This window comes from Pseudomonas azotoformans (assembly GCF_001579805.1).
Classification (GTDB): Bacteria; Pseudomonadota; Gammaproteobacteria; order Pseudomonadales; family Pseudomonadaceae; genus Aquipseudomonas; species Aquipseudomonas azotoformans_A.
On the sequence record NZ_CP014546.1, the window covers coordinates 1,035,701 to 1,053,030 of the forward strand.

Annotated in this window: 14 protein-coding genes and 1 pseudogene; 8 read left to right on the forward strand and 7 right to left on the reverse strand. The window is 62.9% G+C overall.

The window, feature by feature from the left end:
- Window positions 1–129: 129 nt before the first annotated feature.
- The 6 genes and pseudogenes from AYR47_RS04905 to pilG form a co-directional block, all read right to left on the reverse strand.
- A pseudogene (locus AYR47_RS04905) lies at window positions 130–586 on the reverse strand (chemotaxis protein CheW).
- Complete coding sequence (locus tag AYR47_RS04910) at window positions 579–6,383, reverse strand: Hpt domain-containing protein (protein ID WP_061434488.1); 5,805 nt, start codon at window positions 6,381–6,383, stop codon at window positions 579–581. The pseudogene AYR47_RS04905 and the gene AYR47_RS04910 overlap by 8 nt, the downstream one beginning before the upstream one ends.
- An 18-nt stretch (window positions 6,384–6,401) precedes the next feature.
- Window positions 6,402–8,471 carry a methyl-accepting chemotaxis protein gene (locus AYR47_RS04915; protein ID WP_038850853.1) on the reverse strand — a complete coding sequence of 690 codons (2,070 nt, stop codon included), beginning with the start codon at window positions 8,469–8,471 and terminating at the stop codon, window positions 6,402–6,404.
- On the reverse strand, window positions 8,468–8,992 hold the full coding sequence (locus tag AYR47_RS04920; RefSeq protein WP_033897068.1) for a chemotaxis protein CheW: 525 nt from the start codon (window positions 8,990–8,992) through the stop codon (window positions 8,468–8,470). Before AYR47_RS04920 ends, AYR47_RS04915 begins: the two co-directional genes overlap by 4 nt.
- Window positions 8,993–9,004: 12 nt before the next feature.
- Window positions 9,005–9,370 (reverse strand): twitching motility response regulator PilH, encoded by a 366-nt coding sequence (pilH, locus tag AYR47_RS04925; RefSeq protein ID WP_016976047.1) that lies wholly within the window; start codon window positions 9,368–9,370, stop codon window positions 9,005–9,007.
- Window positions 9,371–9,416: 46 nt separating this feature from the next.
- On the reverse strand, window positions 9,417–9,824 hold the full coding sequence (pilG, locus tag AYR47_RS04930) for a twitching motility response regulator PilG (RefSeq protein WP_010564379.1): 408 nt from the start codon (window positions 9,822–9,824) through the stop codon (window positions 9,417–9,419).
- Window positions 9,825–10,063: 239 nt separating this feature from the next.
- Here pilG and gshB point away from each other — a divergent pair, with 239 nt between their 5' ends.
- The 7 genes from gshB (at window position 10,064) to AYR47_RS04965 (ending at window position 15,951) form a co-directional block, all read left to right on the forward strand.
- Complete coding sequence (gene gshB / locus AYR47_RS04935) at window positions 10,064–11,017, forward strand: glutathione synthase (RefSeq protein ID WP_028618297.1); 954 nt, start codon at window positions 10,064–10,066, stop codon at window positions 11,015–11,017.
- A gap of 77 nt (window positions 11,018–11,094) precedes the next feature.
- Entirely contained in the window at window positions 11,095–12,000 is a 906-nt protein-coding gene (locus AYR47_RS04940) for an energy transducer TonB (RefSeq protein WP_061434490.1), read from the forward strand.
- A gap of 67 nt (window positions 12,001–12,067) precedes the next feature.
- Window positions 12,068–12,637: a YqgE/AlgH family protein gene (locus tag AYR47_RS04945; protein WP_033897066.1), complete on the forward strand. Its 570-nt coding sequence runs from the start codon at window positions 12,068–12,070 to the stop codon at window positions 12,635–12,637.
- Complete coding sequence (gene ruvX / locus AYR47_RS04950; protein ID WP_003195067.1) at window positions 12,637–13,074, forward strand: Holliday junction resolvase RuvX; 438 nt, start codon at window positions 12,637–12,639, stop codon at window positions 13,072–13,074. The genes AYR47_RS04945 and ruvX overlap by 1 nt, the downstream gene beginning before the upstream one ends.
- Window positions 13,075–13,147: 73 nt before the next feature.
- The gene (gene pyrR / locus AYR47_RS04955) at window positions 13,148–13,654 is read left to right on the forward strand and encodes a bifunctional pyr operon transcriptional regulator/uracil phosphoribosyltransferase PyrR (RefSeq protein WP_033897063.1); all 507 of its coding nucleotides are present in this window, start codon (window positions 13,148–13,150) and stop codon (window positions 13,652–13,654) included.
- Between the two features lie 24 nt (window positions 13,655–13,678).
- On the forward strand, window positions 13,679–14,683 hold the full coding sequence (locus AYR47_RS04960; protein ID WP_016976042.1) for an aspartate carbamoyltransferase catalytic subunit: 1,005 nt from the start codon (window positions 13,679–13,681) through the stop codon (window positions 14,681–14,683).
- Window positions 14,680–15,951, forward strand: a complete 1,272-nt coding sequence (locus tag AYR47_RS04965) for a dihydroorotase (protein ID WP_033897062.1) — start codon at window positions 14,680–14,682, stop codon at window positions 15,949–15,951. Before AYR47_RS04960 ends, AYR47_RS04965 begins: the two co-directional genes overlap by 4 nt.
- A 45-nt stretch (window positions 15,952–15,996) precedes the next feature.
- Here the strand turns inward: AYR47_RS04965 and AYR47_RS04970 are convergent, their stop codons facing one another.
- Window positions 15,997–16,425 (reverse strand): NINE protein, encoded by a 429-nt coding sequence (locus AYR47_RS04970; protein ID WP_033897061.1) that lies wholly within the window; start codon window positions 16,423–16,425, stop codon window positions 15,997–15,999.
- Between the two features lie 250 nt (window positions 16,426–16,675).
- On the opposite strand from AYR47_RS04970, the gene AYR47_RS04975 reads away from it, so the two are divergent.
- Window positions 16,676–17,314 (forward strand): C40 family peptidase, encoded by a 639-nt coding sequence (locus AYR47_RS04975; RefSeq protein ID WP_061434492.1) that lies wholly within the window; start codon window positions 16,676–16,678, stop codon window positions 17,312–17,314.
- Window positions 17,315–17,330: the final 16 nt, after the last annotated feature.

Genomic DNA, 17,330 nt, shown 5'->3' on the forward strand with positions numbered 1-17,330 from the left:
AGAAGATCAAATGTGGGAGCCGGCTTGCCTGCGATGGCGGTGGGTCAGCTAGCTTATGTGTGAGTGACACTCCGCTATCGCAGGCAAGCCCGCTCCCACAGTAGGTCCCGCTGAATTGGAGAATAGTGCTCAGGCCAGGCCGGATTCGACCAGCAGGGCTTCCAACCCCATCAAATCCGGCACCTTCGCCACATGCTCCCCCACCTGCACCGCCGCCAGCTCCAGCGGGCACAGCGGCACGTCGACATAACTCAACTCACTGTCGAGCTTGTACGACCGGGGAATCCCCTGGATCACCAACGCAATAAACTTCAACGTCGGCCGCCCACCCAACGCGTTCAGCACCACGATCCGCGAGCGTTCGCCGGTCACGCTGGCTTCGCCGCACACCGCTTCAAAGCTGATCAGCGGGATCTGCCGGTCGCGCCAGGTCACTTGCCGCAAATACCACGGCGGTGCATCACTGGCCGGTTCGCCGCGCTGGAAGTCGATCAGTTCGGCGATGGCGACGTTGGGCAGCACCAGGTGGCGGTCGGCCAGGGGTAGCAGCAGGCCCGGTGAGTTGGCTGGCGCGGTGGTCAAGCATGGGACTTGCTCCAGTAGGCGATGCTTTCGAGCAGCACCGATTCCTGGTACGGCTTGCCGAGGTAGTCATTCACGCCGATGGCCATGGCGCGATCGCGGTGTTTCTGGCCGGTGCGCGAGGTGATCATGATGATCGGCAGGCGCATCAGTCGAGGGTCGTTGCGCACTTGGGTGGCGACTTCGAAGCCATCCATGCGCGGCATTTCGATGTCGAGCAGCATCAGGTCCGGGGTGTGTTCTTCCAGCACGGCGAGGGCGTCGATGCCGTCTTTGGCGGTGAGCACGTTCATGCCGTTGCGTTCCAGCAGGCGGCTGGTGACTTTGCGCACGGTGACCGAGTCGTCCACCACCAGCACCAGCAACGGACGCTTTTTCAGCGGGTCGTTGAGGATCAGCGGCGCATCCACCGACTGGGCCGGCAAGGCCGGTTGGCGCGAACGGATATGCGCCAGCAAGTCGATGATTAACACCACGCGGCCGTCGCCCAGAATCGTCGCGCCCGACAGGCCCTGCACGCCGGCAAACTGCGGCCCCAGGCCCTTGACCACGATCTCTCGCGTGCCGGCCATGGCGTCCACATGGATCGCCACGCGCCGCTCATTGCATTGCACCAGCAGTACCGGCACCGGTTGATATTGGCCCAACAGTTTCGGGCGGCTGACGGTGTGCAACAGGTCGCCCAGGTAGAACAGCTCGTAACGCTGGCCGGCGTATTCATAACGCGGCGGATCCTGCTGGTAATGCCCGGCCAACTCATGGGGCAACACACGCACCAGGCCTTCGATGGTGTTGAGCGGGATCGCATATTGATCGTCCGCACATTGCACCATCAGCGCACGGTTGACGGACACGGTGAACGGCAAGCGAATACGAAAGTGCACGCCCATACCCGGCGTCGAGTCGATGAACATCGAGCCGCCCAACTGACGCACTTCTTCATGCACCACATCCATGCCCACACCACGCCCGGAAATCTGCGTGATCTTTTCCGCCGTGGAGAAGCCCGGTTGCAGGATGAACTGCAACACGTCGCGGTCGCTGATCTCTTGATTCGGATCGAGCAAACCGCGCTTGATTGCCTTGCGCCGCACCGCCTCCAGCGGCACACCCGCGCCGTCGTCGCGCATGTCGAAGACGATGTCGCCACCTTCGTGGGTCAAGTCCAGGGTGATGCGGCCTTTCTCCGGCTTACCGGCCAACAGCCGCGCATCGCGGGACTCCAGCCCATGGTCGACGGCGTTGCGCAGCATGTGTTCCAGCGGCGCGGCCATGCGTTCCAGCACGTTGCGGTCCATCTCGCCTTCGGCGTTGCCGACGATGAACTCCACGTCCTTGCCCAACTCGCCCGCCACCTGGCGCACGATGCGCTTGAGGCGCGGCAGCATGCGTTCGAACGGCACCATGCGCGTGCGCATCAGGCCTTCCTGCAACTCGGTGTTGATACGCGCCTGTTGCTGTAACAGGTCGTGGGCGTCTTCATTGCGGCGCTCAAGGGTGTCCTTGAGGTCGAGCAAGTCAGAGGCAGATTCGGACAACGCGCGCGACAGTTGCTGCAACTGCGAATGGCGGTCCATTTCCAGCGGGTCGAAGTCTTCATAGCCCAGGCGCTCGGCCTCGGCTTGCTGGCGGCTGAGGATGCGGCCCTGGGTCTCGGTGTCGAGGCGACGCAGTTGGTCGCGCATGCGTTCGATGGTGGTTTCCACTTCGGTCAGGGCGATGCGTGCGTCGTTGACTTGCTGTTCGATACGGCCACGGAAGATCGAGGTTTCACCGGCCAGGTTGACCAGGTCGTCGAGCAGCTCGGCAGAGATCTTCACCATGTCGGCCATCGGATCGACGACGGCCTCCACCTTGCCCGCCGGCAACGCCAATGGCGTCACCGGCTCATCGCTCGGGTGCACCAGGCTTTTGATGCGCTCGATGAGCTTGTCCACCGAGCCGACCTGCAAGCCGTCCGCCACCGCGTCGATCATCTGCGCCAGGCGGTCGTGGCAGCCTTGCAGCAATGCGAACAACGCCGGGGATGGCGCGAGCAAACCGGCGGACAGGCCTTCGTAGAGAAATTCCAGTTCATGGGCCAGGTCGCCGATGGGCGCGATCTCGACCATGCGCGCGCCACCCTTGAGGGTGTGCAGGTCGCGCAGCAGGGTCTCCACTTCCTGGCGATTGCCGGGCTCGGCCTGCCAGCGCGACAGTGCAGCACTGGAGCTGTCGAGGATGTCGGCGGCCTCTTCGAGGAAGATATCCAACAGCTCAGGGTCGGCACCAGACGCAGGCGGCGCGGCGGCCGGTGCCGCTGGCGCGCTGCCTTGGCGCAGTGCACGCACCCTGGCGATCAGCTCGGCGCTGTCGCTCAAAGGTTGGTGATGGTGCAGTTCTTCAAGCTGCAAGGCCAGGCGTTCATGGCTCGCCATCAGCACCTGGGACAATTCGGCAGAGTAGCTGTAGCGGCGGTCCACCAGCCCTTCGTACAGGCATTCCAACTCGTGGGCCAGGTCGCCAATCGGCTCGATTTCCGCCATGCGCGCGCCGCCCTTGAGGGTGTGCAGATCGCGTTGCAACGATGACAACGGCGCGGCGTTGTCAGGCTCCAGCAACCAGCGCTTGAGCGATTGCCCGGCGCTGTCGAGGATGTCCACGGCTTCTTCGAGGAAAATCTCGACGATCTCGTCGTCCATCGTCGTTTGCTGATCCAACTGCTGTGTGGCGGCGCCCAGTTCGGCAATGCTCAGCGCGCGGCTGCCATCGCTTTTGATCAGGCCGGTGGCGGACGGGTCGAGGGCTTCGTCCAATAACTCGCGCAAGGCTTGGACACGGGCCGGCGCCGGGCTGATTTCCTGGCCGGCGGCCAGTTGGTCGAGCATGCTGATCAGCGCTTCATGGGCCTGTTCGGCCTCATGGAAAAACCGCTCGCTGACCGCCAGGCTGCTTTCCTCAACGGCGCCGTACAGGTCGAGCAAGGCTTCGCAGAGTGCGTCGATGGCATGCAGGTCTGCGACGTGCGCGCCCTCCCCCAGCGTGGTCAATTCGTCCAGCAGCGCGGTGAGTTCCTGGCGTTCGCCGGGGTGTTGCTGCCAGCGACGTAGCAGGCTTTCGGCGTCGAGCAGAATGTCCATGCCCTGGGCCAGGAAGTTGGCGATCAACTGTGGATCGCGCTTGAAGCGCACGTCGAGCAGTGCTTCAAGCTGCTGATCCAGCAGGCTTTGGGTGCGGTTGATCAGGTCCTCTGCGCCGTTGATCGGCGCCAGGGGATCGTTGTCCAGATCGCGCAGTCCCCGCTGGAACAGGCCTTCGGCTTCCAGCAGCAACTCCACTTCGTCCAGGTCCAGCGGCAGGCGGTGGGCCTTGTATTCGCGGGTCAGGTGGTCGAGCGGGCGTGCCAGCTCGGCAATCGGCAACACGCCAGCCATGTAGGCGCTGCCCTTGAGGGTGTGCAGGGCGCGTTGCAGCTCATCGCTGACTTGCAGCGGCACATGCTCGGCGGCCTGTTGCAGGAAGTGGTTGAGGCTGTCCAGATGGCTTTGGGCTTCGTTGCGGAAAATCTCCAGCAGCATCGGGTCATGAGGCTCGGCGGTCAGCGCGGGTGTACCGCTGGCCAAGGCGTGGGCACGGGCGGCCAGGGCGTCGACTTCATCGCGTTGACGCTGGTCGTCGATGGCAAAGTCAGCGATCAACTCCGGCAGCAAGGCCACCGCTTCGTCCAGCACCTGCTGCACGTCGGGGCCAAGGTTCACGCTGCGCTCCAGCACACGGTTCAGCAGGTTTTCCACCGCCCAGGCCAGCTCGGCCAAGACCAGGGCGCGCACCATGCGGCCGCTGCCTTTGAGGGTGTGGAAGGCGCGGCGCATTTCGGCCTGGGCGGTTTTGTCCGCGCTGTTGGGCAGGTAACGGTGCAGCACCTCGAGGACTTCGTCGGTCTCCTCAAGGAAGACTTCGCGCAGTTCATCGTCGATGGGTTCTTCATCGGCCGGCGGCGGCAACAGGCTGCCGGGGCGTTGCAGGGCCGGCGGGTTCAGCCGCGACGTGGGGCTGGCGAGTGCGTCGAACTGGGATTGGCTCGGCGTAACCTCGGCCGAGAGCGCGCCATCCGGTGCAACCAGGGCCTGGCGCCAGGGTTTTTCGGCGGGCAGGTAACCCAATGCGGCCAAGCCTTGGGTGGCCAGTTCCAGCACACGCTCACCCGCCGCATCCGGATCCTGGAGCATGCGCTCCAGGTAATACTCCAGGCTGCTGATCACGTCGGCGAAATGCGCCAGTTGACTCTCGGAGGGCGGTGCATCGTTGCCCATCAGCTGCTCGTCGACGTAATCGGTGCAGCCACGCATCAGGCTGGCCGCGCGGGGCAACGGGATCATCGCCAGGGCGCCGCGCACCTGGCTGAGCAGCTCCGGCAGGGACTCCAGGCGCTGGCGGTCCCAATCAGCTTCGATGCAGTCGATCACCAGTTCCTTGGCTTGCTTGAGGCACTGGCAGGATTCACGGATCACCAACTGGTGGATCTGGGTCAGGTCGGTGGTGGGAAGGCGGCTTTCTTCGCGGCTTTCCGGCTCGACGGTGCCGACCATGCCCGCCAACGTGGCTTCGACGTAGAGCAAGGCGCCGGCGACATCCATCAGCACGGCGTCGTTGGGTGCTCGATGGCCCTGGGCCAGGCTCAGCACCACGGCGAGTTGGTCGATGATGACTTTACGTGGCTGGCCGAAGCCCAGCACCGCCAGGGTGTCGGCGATTTGCCGCAGCGGCGCGAGCAGCGCATCAAGGTCGCTGGTGTGCTGGCGGTCGCTGCGTACGAACAAGTCGAGGCGTTCTTTGACCCGCACCAACTCTTCACACAAGGCGCCCAGCACCGAGCCCATGGCGTTGCGATCGGGCCCGGCCAGGCGTGCGCGCTCGGCGTCGACCACCGCGCTGTCAGGCAAGGCTTCATCCAGGCCGTAGCGCTCCTTCAGGCTTTGCATGCGCGGCGTTGGCCGGGTGACCTTGGCGACATAGAACAATAGGCTCTTGAGCAGCTCATCCGGCGCCGGCTGGTTGATGCCGCCAATGCCTTGGGCCAGCAGGCGCTTGAGTTGTTTGTCACTGGCCTTGAGCAGGCTGCGCAGCGCCGGACTGTTGGCGATCACGCCAGTGAGCATGCCTTCGACCAGTGCCGAGGTGACTTGCCACAACGGCAACAGCGGCGCGCCTTGGCACAGTGCCTCGAGGCGTGCGAACACCCGCGCCATGTCTTCCAGGTTGCTGGGGCCATGGTCTTCACGCAGCAGCCCCGCCAGCGCCTGCTGTAAAAGCTGGTGCCACTGGCGCAGTTGCTCTTTCAGGTCGGGTACCGCGCGTTGGGCCAGGGCCTCATCCGGCAGTGGCGCGATGGTCAGCAGTTGCGGGCTGAACAGGCTGGTTTCCGACAACAGGCTTTCGCCGTGCGCGCTGCGCAGGTCATTGAGCAGTGGCAACACCACCAGTGGCAGGTCGCGGCGGGCGCTGTGCACGCGGTCCAGGTACAACGGCAATTGAGTCAGGGCCTGTTGCAGCAGGCGGATGCTTTCGTCGCGCTGACCGACACTCCCGGCTTGCAGGGCCAGGGCCAATTCTTCGATTTCCTCAGCCAGCAGCGCCGCGCCGTAGAACTCGACCATCTGCAACGCGCCATGCACTTGGTGGACACACGCCAGGCACTCGCTGATCGCTTCGGCGTCTGTAGTCTCGACATAAGCGTCGAGCGCCGAGCGAGCCTGTTTCAGGGTTTCGGCAATGTCGCCCTTGACCCATTCGAGGGCCACGTAGTCGTGCCGATCAACCATAACTGCTCCGCGTTGAAATCATGAATGGCTGTGGGGCTGTTCATCCACCGGACGCGCCGGCGGCAAGGTGAAGCCCGACACCGACCGCCGCAACTGGCTGGCCATTTTCGCCAGGTTGCCGATGCTTTCGGCGGTGGCCGTGGAGCCCGACGAGGTCTGGGTGGTGATCTGTTGGATCACGTTCATGGTCAGGGAGATCTGCCCGGCCGATGAGGTCTGTTGCTGCGCCGCGTTGGAGATGCTCTGGATCAGCGCCGCCAGGGTCTTGGATACACCTTCGATCTCTTCCAGCGCCACCCCGGCGTCCTGGGCCAGCCGCGCGCCGCGCACCACTTCGGTGGTGGTCTGTTCCATGGAAATGACCGCTTCGTTGGTGTCGGCCTGGATCGCCCGCACCAACGTTTCAATCTGCCGGGTCGCCGCCGATGAGCGCTCGGCCAGGCGCTGCACTTCGTCAGCCACCACCGCAAAACCGCGCCCCGCATCGCCGGCCATGCTTGCCTGAATTGCCGCGTTGAGGGCGAGGATATTGGTCTGGTCGGCAATGTCGTCGATCAGGCTGACGATGTCGCCAATTTCCTGGGACGACTCGCCCAGGCGCTTGATGCGCTTGGCGGTGTCCTGGATCTGCTCGCGGATGTTGTCCATGCCGTGGATGGTGTTGTGCACCACCTCGTTGCCCTTGTTGGCGATTTCCACCGAGCGCTCTGCCACCGCCGAGGACTCGGCAGCGTTGGCCGAGACCTGGTCGATGGACTGGGCCATCTGGTTGATCGCGGTGGACGCCTCGGCGATCTGCTGGGCTTGATGCTCCGAGGCCTGGGCCAAGTGCATGGCGGTGGCCTGGGTGTCCTGCACGGCACCGGCGACTTGCCCGGCGGTAAGGTTGATGGTGGCGACCAGGTCGCGCAACTGGTCGACGGAATAGTTGATGGAGTCAGCGATGGTGCCGGTGAAGTCTTCAGTCACCGAGGCAGTCACCGTGAGGTCACCGTCGGCCAGATCTTCGATTTCATCCAGCAGGCGCATGATCGCGTTCTGGTTGCGCTCGTTCTTCTCGGCGGTTTCGTGCAGCTGGCGGTTGGTCTCGCGCACCATCACCAGGCCGATCAGGATGATCGAGGTCAGGGCGAGCAGGCCCAGGACATAGCCGCCGATGGTGTCGAAACTGCGCCCGCTGGCGAGGTTTTCGAACCCGGTGGCCAGGTGCGAGGCTTCATCGAGCAGGGTTTGCGAGAGGTTGAAGATATTGCTCGCCGAGGCTCGCACCTGGAACAGCTGCGGCGAGGTCTCGAGGATCTCATCCACGGAGCCGGAAACGAACTCGAACAGCTCGGCGATTTCCGCCAACCGCGCGCGGGCGTCGCGGTCCTCGACCTGGGTGATACGCAAACCGGGGTTGCCCTGGAGCATGCCGTTAAGCACTTGGCCGAAACGGTTGGCGTCACGACCAAAGGCGTCGGCGGCCTGCACGGCGGTTTCGTCGCCGGCCAGCACGGTGTTCACCGCGCCAAGGATACGTTCGGCCAGCAGTGATTGGCGTTGGGCCAACGCCACCTGGCTGGCCGGAGCGCCGCGTTGCAGGAGGATATCGACGACCTTTTCCGATTCCATCTGCAGTTGCGGCACGGTTTCGGCCAGGGTCGCGGCCACCTGATGCAACGACAGCACGGTCTGCTCGCTGGCGAGGATTGCGTCGGTGTTTTTCAGCAGTGCTTCCCAGTCGGTCTGCACCGCGCGCATTTCGGCACGCACTGCGCTGGGCGCGGCGGGCAGGCCGGTTTGCGGGTCACCTTTTTTCAGGAAGCCCCAGCGCTGGGCGAAGTCGTTACGCGCATCGCCCAGCAGCTTGAACGCCGCAGCCTTACCTGCAGCGGCTTCGGTGGCGTTCTTGGCGATACGCTGGGACAGCACGCGCAACTCACCGGCATGGCCGATGTACTGTTTGTCGTAGGTGGATTGGGTGTTGAGGTACGCAAAGTTGGCGAACAGCAACATGATGAACACGATCAGTGCGATGAACAGCACGATGATCTGCGAGCGGCTGCGCGAGCCGGCCTGGGGTTTGAGTGCGGTAGCGGTGGTCATGCGGCAACATCCATGAAGCCAGGGGCTTGGGCCAGAGCGAAGGGGCTGAACACCTGCCACGACGGGTCGCCGTCGAACCGGCCTTGAATAAACGCTGCGTCGGGCGCGGTGTTCGCCCGCCAGGCGTCTTGTGCGAAATGCTGCATCCCCACCACCTCGTCGACCAGCAGCCCGACAAACACGTCGTTGAACTCCACCACCAGCACCCGCCGTTGCTTGCGCGCCTTGGACAGCTCAAGGCCGAGGAACCCACCCAAATCCATCACCGGCAACAGACGCCCACGCAGGTTGGCCACGCCCTTGACCCAGGCCTTGACCCCGGGCATCAAAGTGCAACGCGGTTCGTGCAGGACTTCGGCGACTTCGCCCATGGGCGCCACATACCAGTGCTGGCCCAAGCGAAAGCCGATTCCGCTCCAGCGTTGCAGGCGGGTTTCCTGGGACGGCAGGTCAGCGGCCAGCAGGCGGCAGCGGCGGTCGATGTCCAGCAGCAGCTCGAAGGCGGTTTGCGACTCGGTCATGATGGCGAACCGTCAGCCGGCCAGCACCTTGTTCAGGGTGGCGATCAGGGTTTCTTCATCCACCGGCTTGGTCAGGTAATCCTTGGCGCCCTGGCGCGCGCCCCAGATCTTGTCGGTTTCCTGGTCCTTGGTGGTGATGATGATGATCGGGATGCCGTTGGTTTCCGGCTCCTTGGACAGCTGGCGGGTGGCCTGGAAGCCGTTGAGGCCCGGCATCACGATGTCCATCAGCACGGCGTCGGGCAATTCCTGGCGGGCCAGGGCCACGCCGTCCGCGCCGTTTTCGGCCTTGAGGACCTGGTGACCATGCTTTTCCAGCATGCCGGTCAGTTTGTACATTTCGGTCGGCGAATCGTCGACGATCAGAACACGTGCCATGGTTTTCCCCACTACATAGGTGGACGCCGGCCCTTGTGAGGCGGCGTCAGTGTGCTTGTTCTACTGCGGCGAACCCCGGCACGTAGGCCTTGATCGCGCCCAGCAGTTCTTCCTTGCTGAAAGGCTTGGTCAAAAACTGATCGACCCCCACGATGCGCCCCTTGGCCTTGTCGAACAGGCCGTCCTTGGACGACAACATGATCACCGGGATCGACTTGAACGCCGGGTTGTTCTTCACCAGCGCGCAGGTCTGATATCCATCCAGGCGCGGCATCATGATGTCGACAAAAATAATATGCGGGTGATGATCAACAATCCGGGCCAGGGCATCGAAACCGTCGATGGCCGTGATGACATCGCACCCCACGTTCTTCAACAAGGTCTCAGCGGTGCGGCGGATCGTCTTCGAATCATCGATCACCATCACTCTCAAGGCGTTGGAATGCTGTTCCATATCTGCTCTGCCATCGCCACAGCGAATCGGTTTTCGGTGTGTACTGCCTGATGTTGCACAGGATGAGCGCCGCGGGCCTTGGAATTCAAGGGCTGCTGCGCCGTGGCAGTCTTTTTAGCACAGTCTCCGGGCGCAATCTATCGAGCAACCGGCCAGGTGGTTTTTCCTTGACCCACAACAGCCGCAGCGCCACTCTGACGCCACTTTTATGCGCCCTTATTTGCTAGAGGAAATCCCCCATGAGCGTTCGCGTCGGCATTGTCATGGACCCTATCGCCAGCATTTCCTATAAAAAGGACAGCTCGCTGGCCATGCTCTTGGCCGCCCAGGCCCGCGGCTGGACCCTGTTCTATATGGAGCAGCGCGATCTTTACCAGGGCGACGGCGAGGCCCGTGCACGCATGCGCCCGCTGCAGGTGTTTGCCAACCCGGAAAAGTGGTTCGAACTGCAAGATGAAATCGACAGCCCGCTGAGCGATCTGGACGTGATCCTGATGCGCAAGGACCCGCCGTTCGACATGGAGTTCGTCTACTCCACTTACCTGCTGGAGCAGGCCGAGCGCGCCGGCGTGCTGATCGTCAACAAGCCGCAAAGCCTGCGCGACTGCAATGAAAAGCTGTTCGCCACCCTGTTCCCACAGTGCACGCCGCCGACCGTGGTCAGCCGCCGCGCCGATGTGCTGCGTGAATTCGCCGCCAAGCACGGTGATGTGATCCTCAAGCCGCTGGACGGCATGGGCGGCACCTCGATCTTCCGTCACCGCGCAGGCGACCCGAACCTGTCGGTGATCCTGGAAACCCTGACTGCCCTGGGCACCCAGCAGATCATGGGCCAGGCCTACCTGCCGGCCATCAAGGACGGTGACAAGCGCATCCTGATGATCGACGGCGAACCAGTGGATTACTGCCTGGCGCGCATCCCGGCGGCGGGCGAGACCCGTGGCAACCTGGCGGCCGGTGGTCGGGGTGAAGCACGCCCGCTGTCGGACAAGGACCGTTGGATTGCAGCCCAGGTCGGCCCGACGCTGCGTGAAAAGGGCTTGCTGTTTGTCGGCCTGGACGTGATCGGCGAGAACCTGACTGAAATCAACGTCACCAGCCCGACCTGCATCCGCGAGATCGATAATGCATTTGGCACCAACATCGGCGAAATGTTGATGGCCGCCATTGAGCGCAAGCTGCAGGCCAAGTGATATAGAACAGCCGGACACGCACCAACATTGCGCTATCATGCCCCACCTGTGAAACGCGCGATGTTGGTTTTTTTGTCATGACACTCCCGTCCGAGCTGCCCCCCGAACTCTCCCACAGCGGCGTGCGCCCGGCTGATCGGCTCGGATTTACCCTGTTCCTGGCCGCATTGATTCACCTGGCGCTGATCCTCGGCGTGGGTTTCACCATGGTCGAGCCCAAGCAGATCAGCAAAACCCTGGAAATCACCCTCGCCACGTTCAAAAGCGAGAAAAAGCCGGAAAAAGCCGACTTTCTCGCCCAGGACAACCAACAAGGCAGCGGCACCCTCGACAAGAAAGCCGTACCCAAGACCACCGAAGTGGCGCCGTTCCAGGACAACAAGGTGAATAAAGTCACCCCGCCGCCGGTGCCCAAGCCGGAGGTCAAGCAGGCCGCGCCCAAGGCGACGGTGACCACCGTCGCACCTAAGCCGCAAAAAGCCCCGACCCAGCGCGAAAAGACCAAGAGCGAACCCACGCCCGAGCCCGTAAAGCCGGCGCCGACTTTCGACAGCTCGACCCTGTCCGACGAAATCTCCAGCCTCGAAGCCGAACTGGCCAACGAACAGCAGCTGTACGCCAAGCGCCCGCGCATCTACCGGCTCAACGCCGCCTCGACCATGCGCGACAAAGGTGCCTGGTACAAAGACGAGTGGCGCAAGAAGGTCGAGCGCATCGGCAACCTCAACTACCCGGAAGAAGCCCGGCGCCAGCAGATTTACGGCAATTTGCGTCTATTGGTTTCCATCAACCGCGACGGCACGTTATATGAAGTGCAGGTACTGGAGTCGTCCGGCCAGCCGTTGCTGGACCAGGCCGCCCAGCGCATCGTGCGCCTGGCCGCGCCTTTCGCGCCGTTCAGCGGTGATTTGAACGACGTCGATCGCCTGGAAATCATCCGCACCTGGAAGTTCGCCAAGGGCGATCGGTTGTCGAGCAATTGATGACAATTGCCCCCTGTGGCACATCACCAGCTTGTCAGTTCGCCCCTCCACCGCCACACTATCGAACATGAAAAACGTCAGCCCGACCTACCTCAAGCATCAATTCCTGATCGCCATGCCCCATATGGCCGACCCGAACTTTGCGCAGACCTTGACTTACATCGTCGAGCACACGGCCAATGGTGCGATGGGGCTGGTGGTCAACCGCCCGCAGGAGCTGAACCTGGCGGATATCCTTGAACAGCTGCGCCCGGAAGTCGACCCGCCTGCCCGTTGCCAGGGCGTGCCGATCTACATCGGCGGGCCGGTACAGACCGATCGCGGGTTTGTGCTGCACCCGACGGGGCCGAAGTTCCAGGCCACCGTCGATCTGGACGGTGTGTCACTGTCCACCTCCCAGGACGTGTTGTTCGCCATCGCGGACGGCGTGGGCCCTGAGCAGAGTGTGATCACCCTCGGTTACGCAGGCTGGGAAGCCGGCCAATTGGAGGCTGAACTCGCCAGCAACGCTTGGCTGACGTGCCCCTTCGATGCCGACATCCTGTTCAACACGCCCAGCGAACTGCGCCTGGAAGCGGCTGCCGCCAAGCTGCGGGTTAACCTCAGCCTGTTGACCAGCCAGGCGGGGCACGCCTGATGGCTTTGCGACTGATCCTGGGTTTTGACTACGGCACCAAACAGATCGGCGTCGCCGTCGGCCAGGTCATCACCGGCCAGGCCCGCGAGCTGTGCACCTTGAAAGCCCAGAACGGCGTGCCGGACTGGAACCAGGTCGAAGCCCTCATTAAAGAGTGGAAACCCGATGCGGTCGTGGTCGGCCTGCCGTTGAACATGGACGGCACCCCCAGCGACATGTGCCTGCGCGCCGAAAAATTCGCCCGCCGCCTCAATGGCCGCTACAACCTGCCCTTTTATACCCACGATGAACGCCTCACCACCTTTGAAGCCAAGGGTGAGCGCCGTGACCGTGGCGGGCAGAAGGGCAGCTACCGCGACAACCCCGTGGACGCCATCGCCGCCGCCCTGTTGTTGCAGGGATGGTTGGATGAAAACACTGCTTTATTTGAATCCTGACTGACGCGGCTTGCCGCGTCTTTTTACGTTTGAGCCCGGACCTTGCCTGCGCCAAGGTCCTGAAGGAGCCTGCATGAGCCTGCCGAACCCCGCCGAACTGATCAGCCAGATGGCCACAAGCCTCACGGCCCATCTGCAACACCGCAACATCAGCGAGCCGCGCTTCATCGGCATTCGCACCGGTGGTGTGTGGGTGGCCCAGGCATTGCTGGAAGCACTGGGCAGCGACTCGCCCCTCGGCACCCTCGACGTGTCCTTCTATCGTGACGACTTCAGCCAGAACGGCCTGCACCCGCAAGTGCGCCCGTCGGCCCTGCCGTTCGAGATCGAAGGCCAGCACCTGGTGCTGATCGACGACGTGCTGATGAGTGGCCGCACCATCCGTGCCGCCATGAACGAACTGTTCGACTACGGCCGCCCGGCCAGCGTGACCTTGGTGTGCCTGCTCGACCTGGATGCCGGCGAACTGCCGATCAGCCCGGATGTGGTCGGCGCCACTCTGTCGCTTTCAGCCCACCAGCGGGTAAAATTGTCCGGTCCCACGCCGCTCGAACTCGAACTGCAAGACCTCGCCCTTTAAACCGCCTTGTAAAGAGTCCCCGCGATGACGCCTCTCGATGCCAAGCGCCCGCTGCAGCTCAATGCTCAGGGCCAGTTGCAACACTTCTTGTCCCTCGACGGTTTGCCCCGCGAACTGCTCACCGAAATCCTCGACACCGCCGACTCGTTCCTCGAAGTCGGTGGCCGCGCGGTGAAGAAGGTCCCGCTGCTGCGCGGCAAGACCATCTGCAATGTGTTCTTCGAGAACTCCACGCGCACCCGTACCACCTTTGAACTGGCGGCCCAGCGGCTGTCGGCCGACGTTATCACGCTGAACGTGTCCACCTCGTCGGCAAGCAAGGGAGAGACCCTGCTCGACACCCTGCGCAACCTGGAAGCCATGGCCGCCGACATGTTCGTGGTGCGCCACGGCGACTCCGGCGCCGCGCACTTCATCGCCGAGCACGTGTGCCCGCAGGTGGCGATCATCAACGGCGGCGACGGCCGCCACGCCCACCCGACCCAGGGCATGCTCGACATGCTCACCATCCGTCGGCACAAGGGCAGCTTTGAAAACCTCTCGGTGGCCATTGTCGGCGACATCCTGCACTCGCGGGTTGCACGCTCCAACATGCTGGCCCTGAAAGCCCTGGGTTGCCCGGATATCCGTGTGATCGCCCCGAAAACCCTGCTGCCGATCGGCATCGAGCAGTACGGCGTGAAGGTCTACACCGACATGGCCGCAGGCCTCAAGGACGTGGATGTAGTGATCATGTTGCGCCTGCAACGCGAGCGCATGGCCGGTGGCCTGCTGCCGAGCGAAGGCGAGTTCTACCGCCTGTTCGGCCTGACCACTGCGCGCCTGGCCGGCGCCAAGCCGGATGCCATCGTCATGCACCCGGGCCCGATCAACCGTGGGGTAGAGATTGAGTCGGCGGTGGCCGACGGCCCTCAGTCGGTGATCCTCAACCAGGTCACCTACGGCATCGCCGTCCGCATGGCCGTGCTGTCCATGGCCATGAGCGGGCAAACCGCGCAACGTCAATTCGAGCAGGAGAACGCCCAGTGAAGCTCAGCATTCTTGGCGCTCGCGTTATCGATCCGGCCAGTGGCCTGGATCAAGTCACCGATTTGCATCTGGAAGCCGGCAAGCTTATCGCCATCGGCGCTGCTCCGGCGGGTTTCAGCGCGACTGAAACCCTCGACGCCAAAGGCTTGGTGGCCGCGCCGGGCCTGGTCGACCTGAACGTCGCCCTGCGCGAGCCAGGCTACAGCCGCAAAGGCAACATCATCAGCGAAACCCGCGCCGCCGCTGCCGGTGGCGTGACCAGCCTGTGCTGCCCGCCGCACACCAAGCCGATCCTCGACACGTCGGCCGTGACCGAGCTGATCCTCGACCGCGCCCGCGAAGCCGGCAATTGCAAGGTGTTCCCGATCGGCGCCTTGAGCAAAGGCCTGGAGGGCGAACAACTCGCCGAACTGATCGCCCTGCGCGACGCCGGTTGCGTGGCCTTCGGCAATGGCCTGGAAAGCTTTCGCAGCACCCGCACGCTGTTACGCGCCCTGGAATACGCGGCCACCTTCGACCTGACGGTGATCTTCCATTCCCAGGACCGCGACCTGGCCGAAGGCGGCTTGGCCCATGAAGGCGCCGTGGCCAGCTTCCTCGGCCTGCCGGGCATTCCGGAAACCGCCGAGACGGTGGCCCTGGCCCGTGACCTGCTGCTGGTGGAACAAAGCGGCGTGCGCGCGCACTTCAGCCAGTTGACCAGCGCTCGCGGCGTCGCCCTGATCGCCCAGGCCCAGGCCCGTGGTTTGCCGGTAACGGCGGATGTGGCGCTGTATCAGCTGATTCTGACGGATGAAGCGCTGATCGACTTCTCCAGCCTGTACCACGTGCAGCCGCCGCTACGCACCCTGGCCGACCGCGAAGGTTTGCGCGCGGCAGTCAAGTCCGGCGTGGTCTCGGCAATTTCCAGCCATCACCAGCCCCATGAGCGGGATGCCAAGCTGGCGCCGTTTGGCGCGACAGAGCCGGGCATCAGCAGTGTCGAACTGTTGCTGCCGTTGGCGATGACGTTGGTGGAAGATGGATTGCTGGACTTGCCGACACTGCTGGCACGCCTGAGCGCCGGCCCGGCCGAGGCATTGCGCCTGCCGGCGGGTAAGTTGGCGGTGGGATCGGCGGCAGATCTGGTGCTGTTTGATCCGGCCAGCTCCACGGTTGCCGGGGAGCAGTGGTTGTCGAAAGGCGAAAACTGCCCGTTTATTGGGCATAGCCTGCCGGCGACGGTGCGTTACACCCTGGTTGACGGACGCATCAGCTACCAGGCTTGACGCTACCAACCGGTAGGAGCGAGCAAGCTCGCTCCTACCGGTTATTTACCGCCCGGAATTGCGTTCGGCATTGCGGATCGAAATCTGCGTATTCAACGTCCAGAAGTCATACAGCACCCCCACCAGGAACAAGCCGCCGGTCAGCAGGTAGATCAAGCCGGTGATCCATTTGCCCTGGTACATGCGGTGCACGCCGAATACCCCCAGAAACGCCAACAGGATCCAGGCCACGTTGTATTCGATGGGCCCGGCGGTAAAACGCAGGTCCGCTTCACGGTCCATGGCCGGAATCAGGAAAAAGTCGATCAACCAGCCAATACCCAACAGACCGAGGGTGAAAAACCAGATCGTGCCGGTGACGGGTTTGCCGTAATAGAAGCGATGCGCCCCGGTAAAACCGAAAATCCACAGCAGGTAACCGATCACCTTACTGTGGGTGTCTTGCTGCGGGCCAATCTGCTGATAGGTGTTCATCGCGTACCTCTTTTGCCTCGATAGATAAATTTTTTCATTTTCTTTGTGACTTTTTTACAGGCGCCCGACGTACGGCAAATGGTATCTTCCCTGCCCTGAAAGCCTTATGCCACCTGACTTGTGTAGGACAATTGCGGCGAATCGTCGCGTTTTTCCTGATTTTGACGTCAAGGTTCAGTCGACAAACGGCCTGAGAACGGCACAAAAAGCTGTTATAAAGTTGCGCGCAAACCCATAAGAGCCACGCCTAATGCGACCATTTTTCAAGACATGGCTAACCATTTGCCTATTAATGCCACTGGCCGCCCACGCCACCAATCGTGAGCAACGACTTCCTAACGTTAACGGTTTCACCCCTAAAGTCCACAGCACCCCAAGCACCGCCAAATCGGTAAAGCTGACCGTCAACCGCCCGACTCAACTGAGCAAGGCCCACAACGGCAAAGCAGTCCCAGGCCTGGTCGGCGTCAACTCCAAGCAAAGCAGCACCGTCCTCAGCCGCGCCGTGAACGTGCTCGGTACTCCTTATCGTTGGGGCGGCAGCAGCCCAAGTAAAGGGTTCGACTGCAGTGGCTTGGTGAAATATGCGTTTAATGATGTTGCAGCGGTGGACTTGCCGCGCACGTCCAACGCCATGGCCGCTGGCCACGGGCAGAAGGTTGATCGCAAGGACCTGAAACCCGGCGACCTGCTGTTCTTCAAACTGAAGAGCCGCCAGGTGAACCATGTTGCCATCTACCTGGGCAACGACCGCTTCATCCACGCACCGCGTCGTGGCAAGTCGGTGAGTATCGACACCCTGAAGAAGCCGTTCTGGGACAAGAATTACGTGATTGCCAAGCGGGTGCTGCCGAAAGAGCAGAACAACTTGCGGGTCGTTCAGCGCTGATTTCAGACTGAAATGC

Bases quoted from the DNA above. Each gene is read 5' to 3' on its own strand.
- AYR47_RS04975 (WP_061434492.1), top strand. From the start codon at position 16,676: ATGCGACCATTTTTCAAGACATGGCTAACCATTTGCCTATTAATGCCA.
- AYR47_RS04970 (WP_033897061.1), bottom strand. From the start codon at position 16,425: ATGAACACCTATCAGCAGATTGGCCCGCAGCAAGACACCCACAGTAAG.
- AYR47_RS04910 (WP_061434488.1), bottom strand. From the start codon at position 6,383: ATGGTTGATCGGCACGACTACGTGGCCCTCGAATGGGTCAAGGGCGAC.
- pilG (WP_010564379.1), bottom strand. From the start codon at position 9,824: ATGGAACAGCATTCCAACGCCTTGAGAGTGATGGTGATCGATGATTCG.
- AYR47_RS04960 (WP_016976042.1), top strand. From the start codon at position 13,679: ATGACGCCTCTCGATGCCAAGCGCCCGCTGCAGCTCAATGCTCAGGGC.
- ruvX (WP_003195067.1), top strand. From the start codon at position 12,637: ATGGCTTTGCGACTGATCCTGGGTTTTGACTACGGCACCAAACAGATC.
- AYR47_RS04920 (WP_033897068.1), bottom strand. From the start codon at position 8,992: ATGACCGAGTCGCAAACCGCCTTCGAGCTGCTGCTGGACATCGACCGC.
- pilH (WP_016976047.1), bottom strand. From the start codon at position 9,370: ATGGCACGTGTTCTGATCGTCGACGATTCGCCGACCGAAATGTACAAA.
- AYR47_RS04940 (WP_061434490.1), top strand. From the start codon at position 11,095: ATGACACTCCCGTCCGAGCTGCCCCCCGAACTCTCCCACAGCGGCGTG.
- AYR47_RS04915 (WP_038850853.1), bottom strand. From the start codon at position 8,471: ATGACCACCGCTACCGCACTCAAACCCCAGGCCGGCTCGCGCAGCCGC.
- pyrR (WP_033897063.1), top strand. From the start codon at position 13,148: ATGAGCCTGCCGAACCCCGCCGAACTGATCAGCCAGATGGCCACAAGC.
- AYR47_RS04945 (WP_033897066.1), top strand. From the start codon at position 12,068: ATGAAAAACGTCAGCCCGACCTACCTCAAGCATCAATTCCTGATCGCC.
- gshB (WP_028618297.1), top strand. From the start codon at position 10,064: ATGAGCGTTCGCGTCGGCATTGTCATGGACCCTATCGCCAGCATTTCC.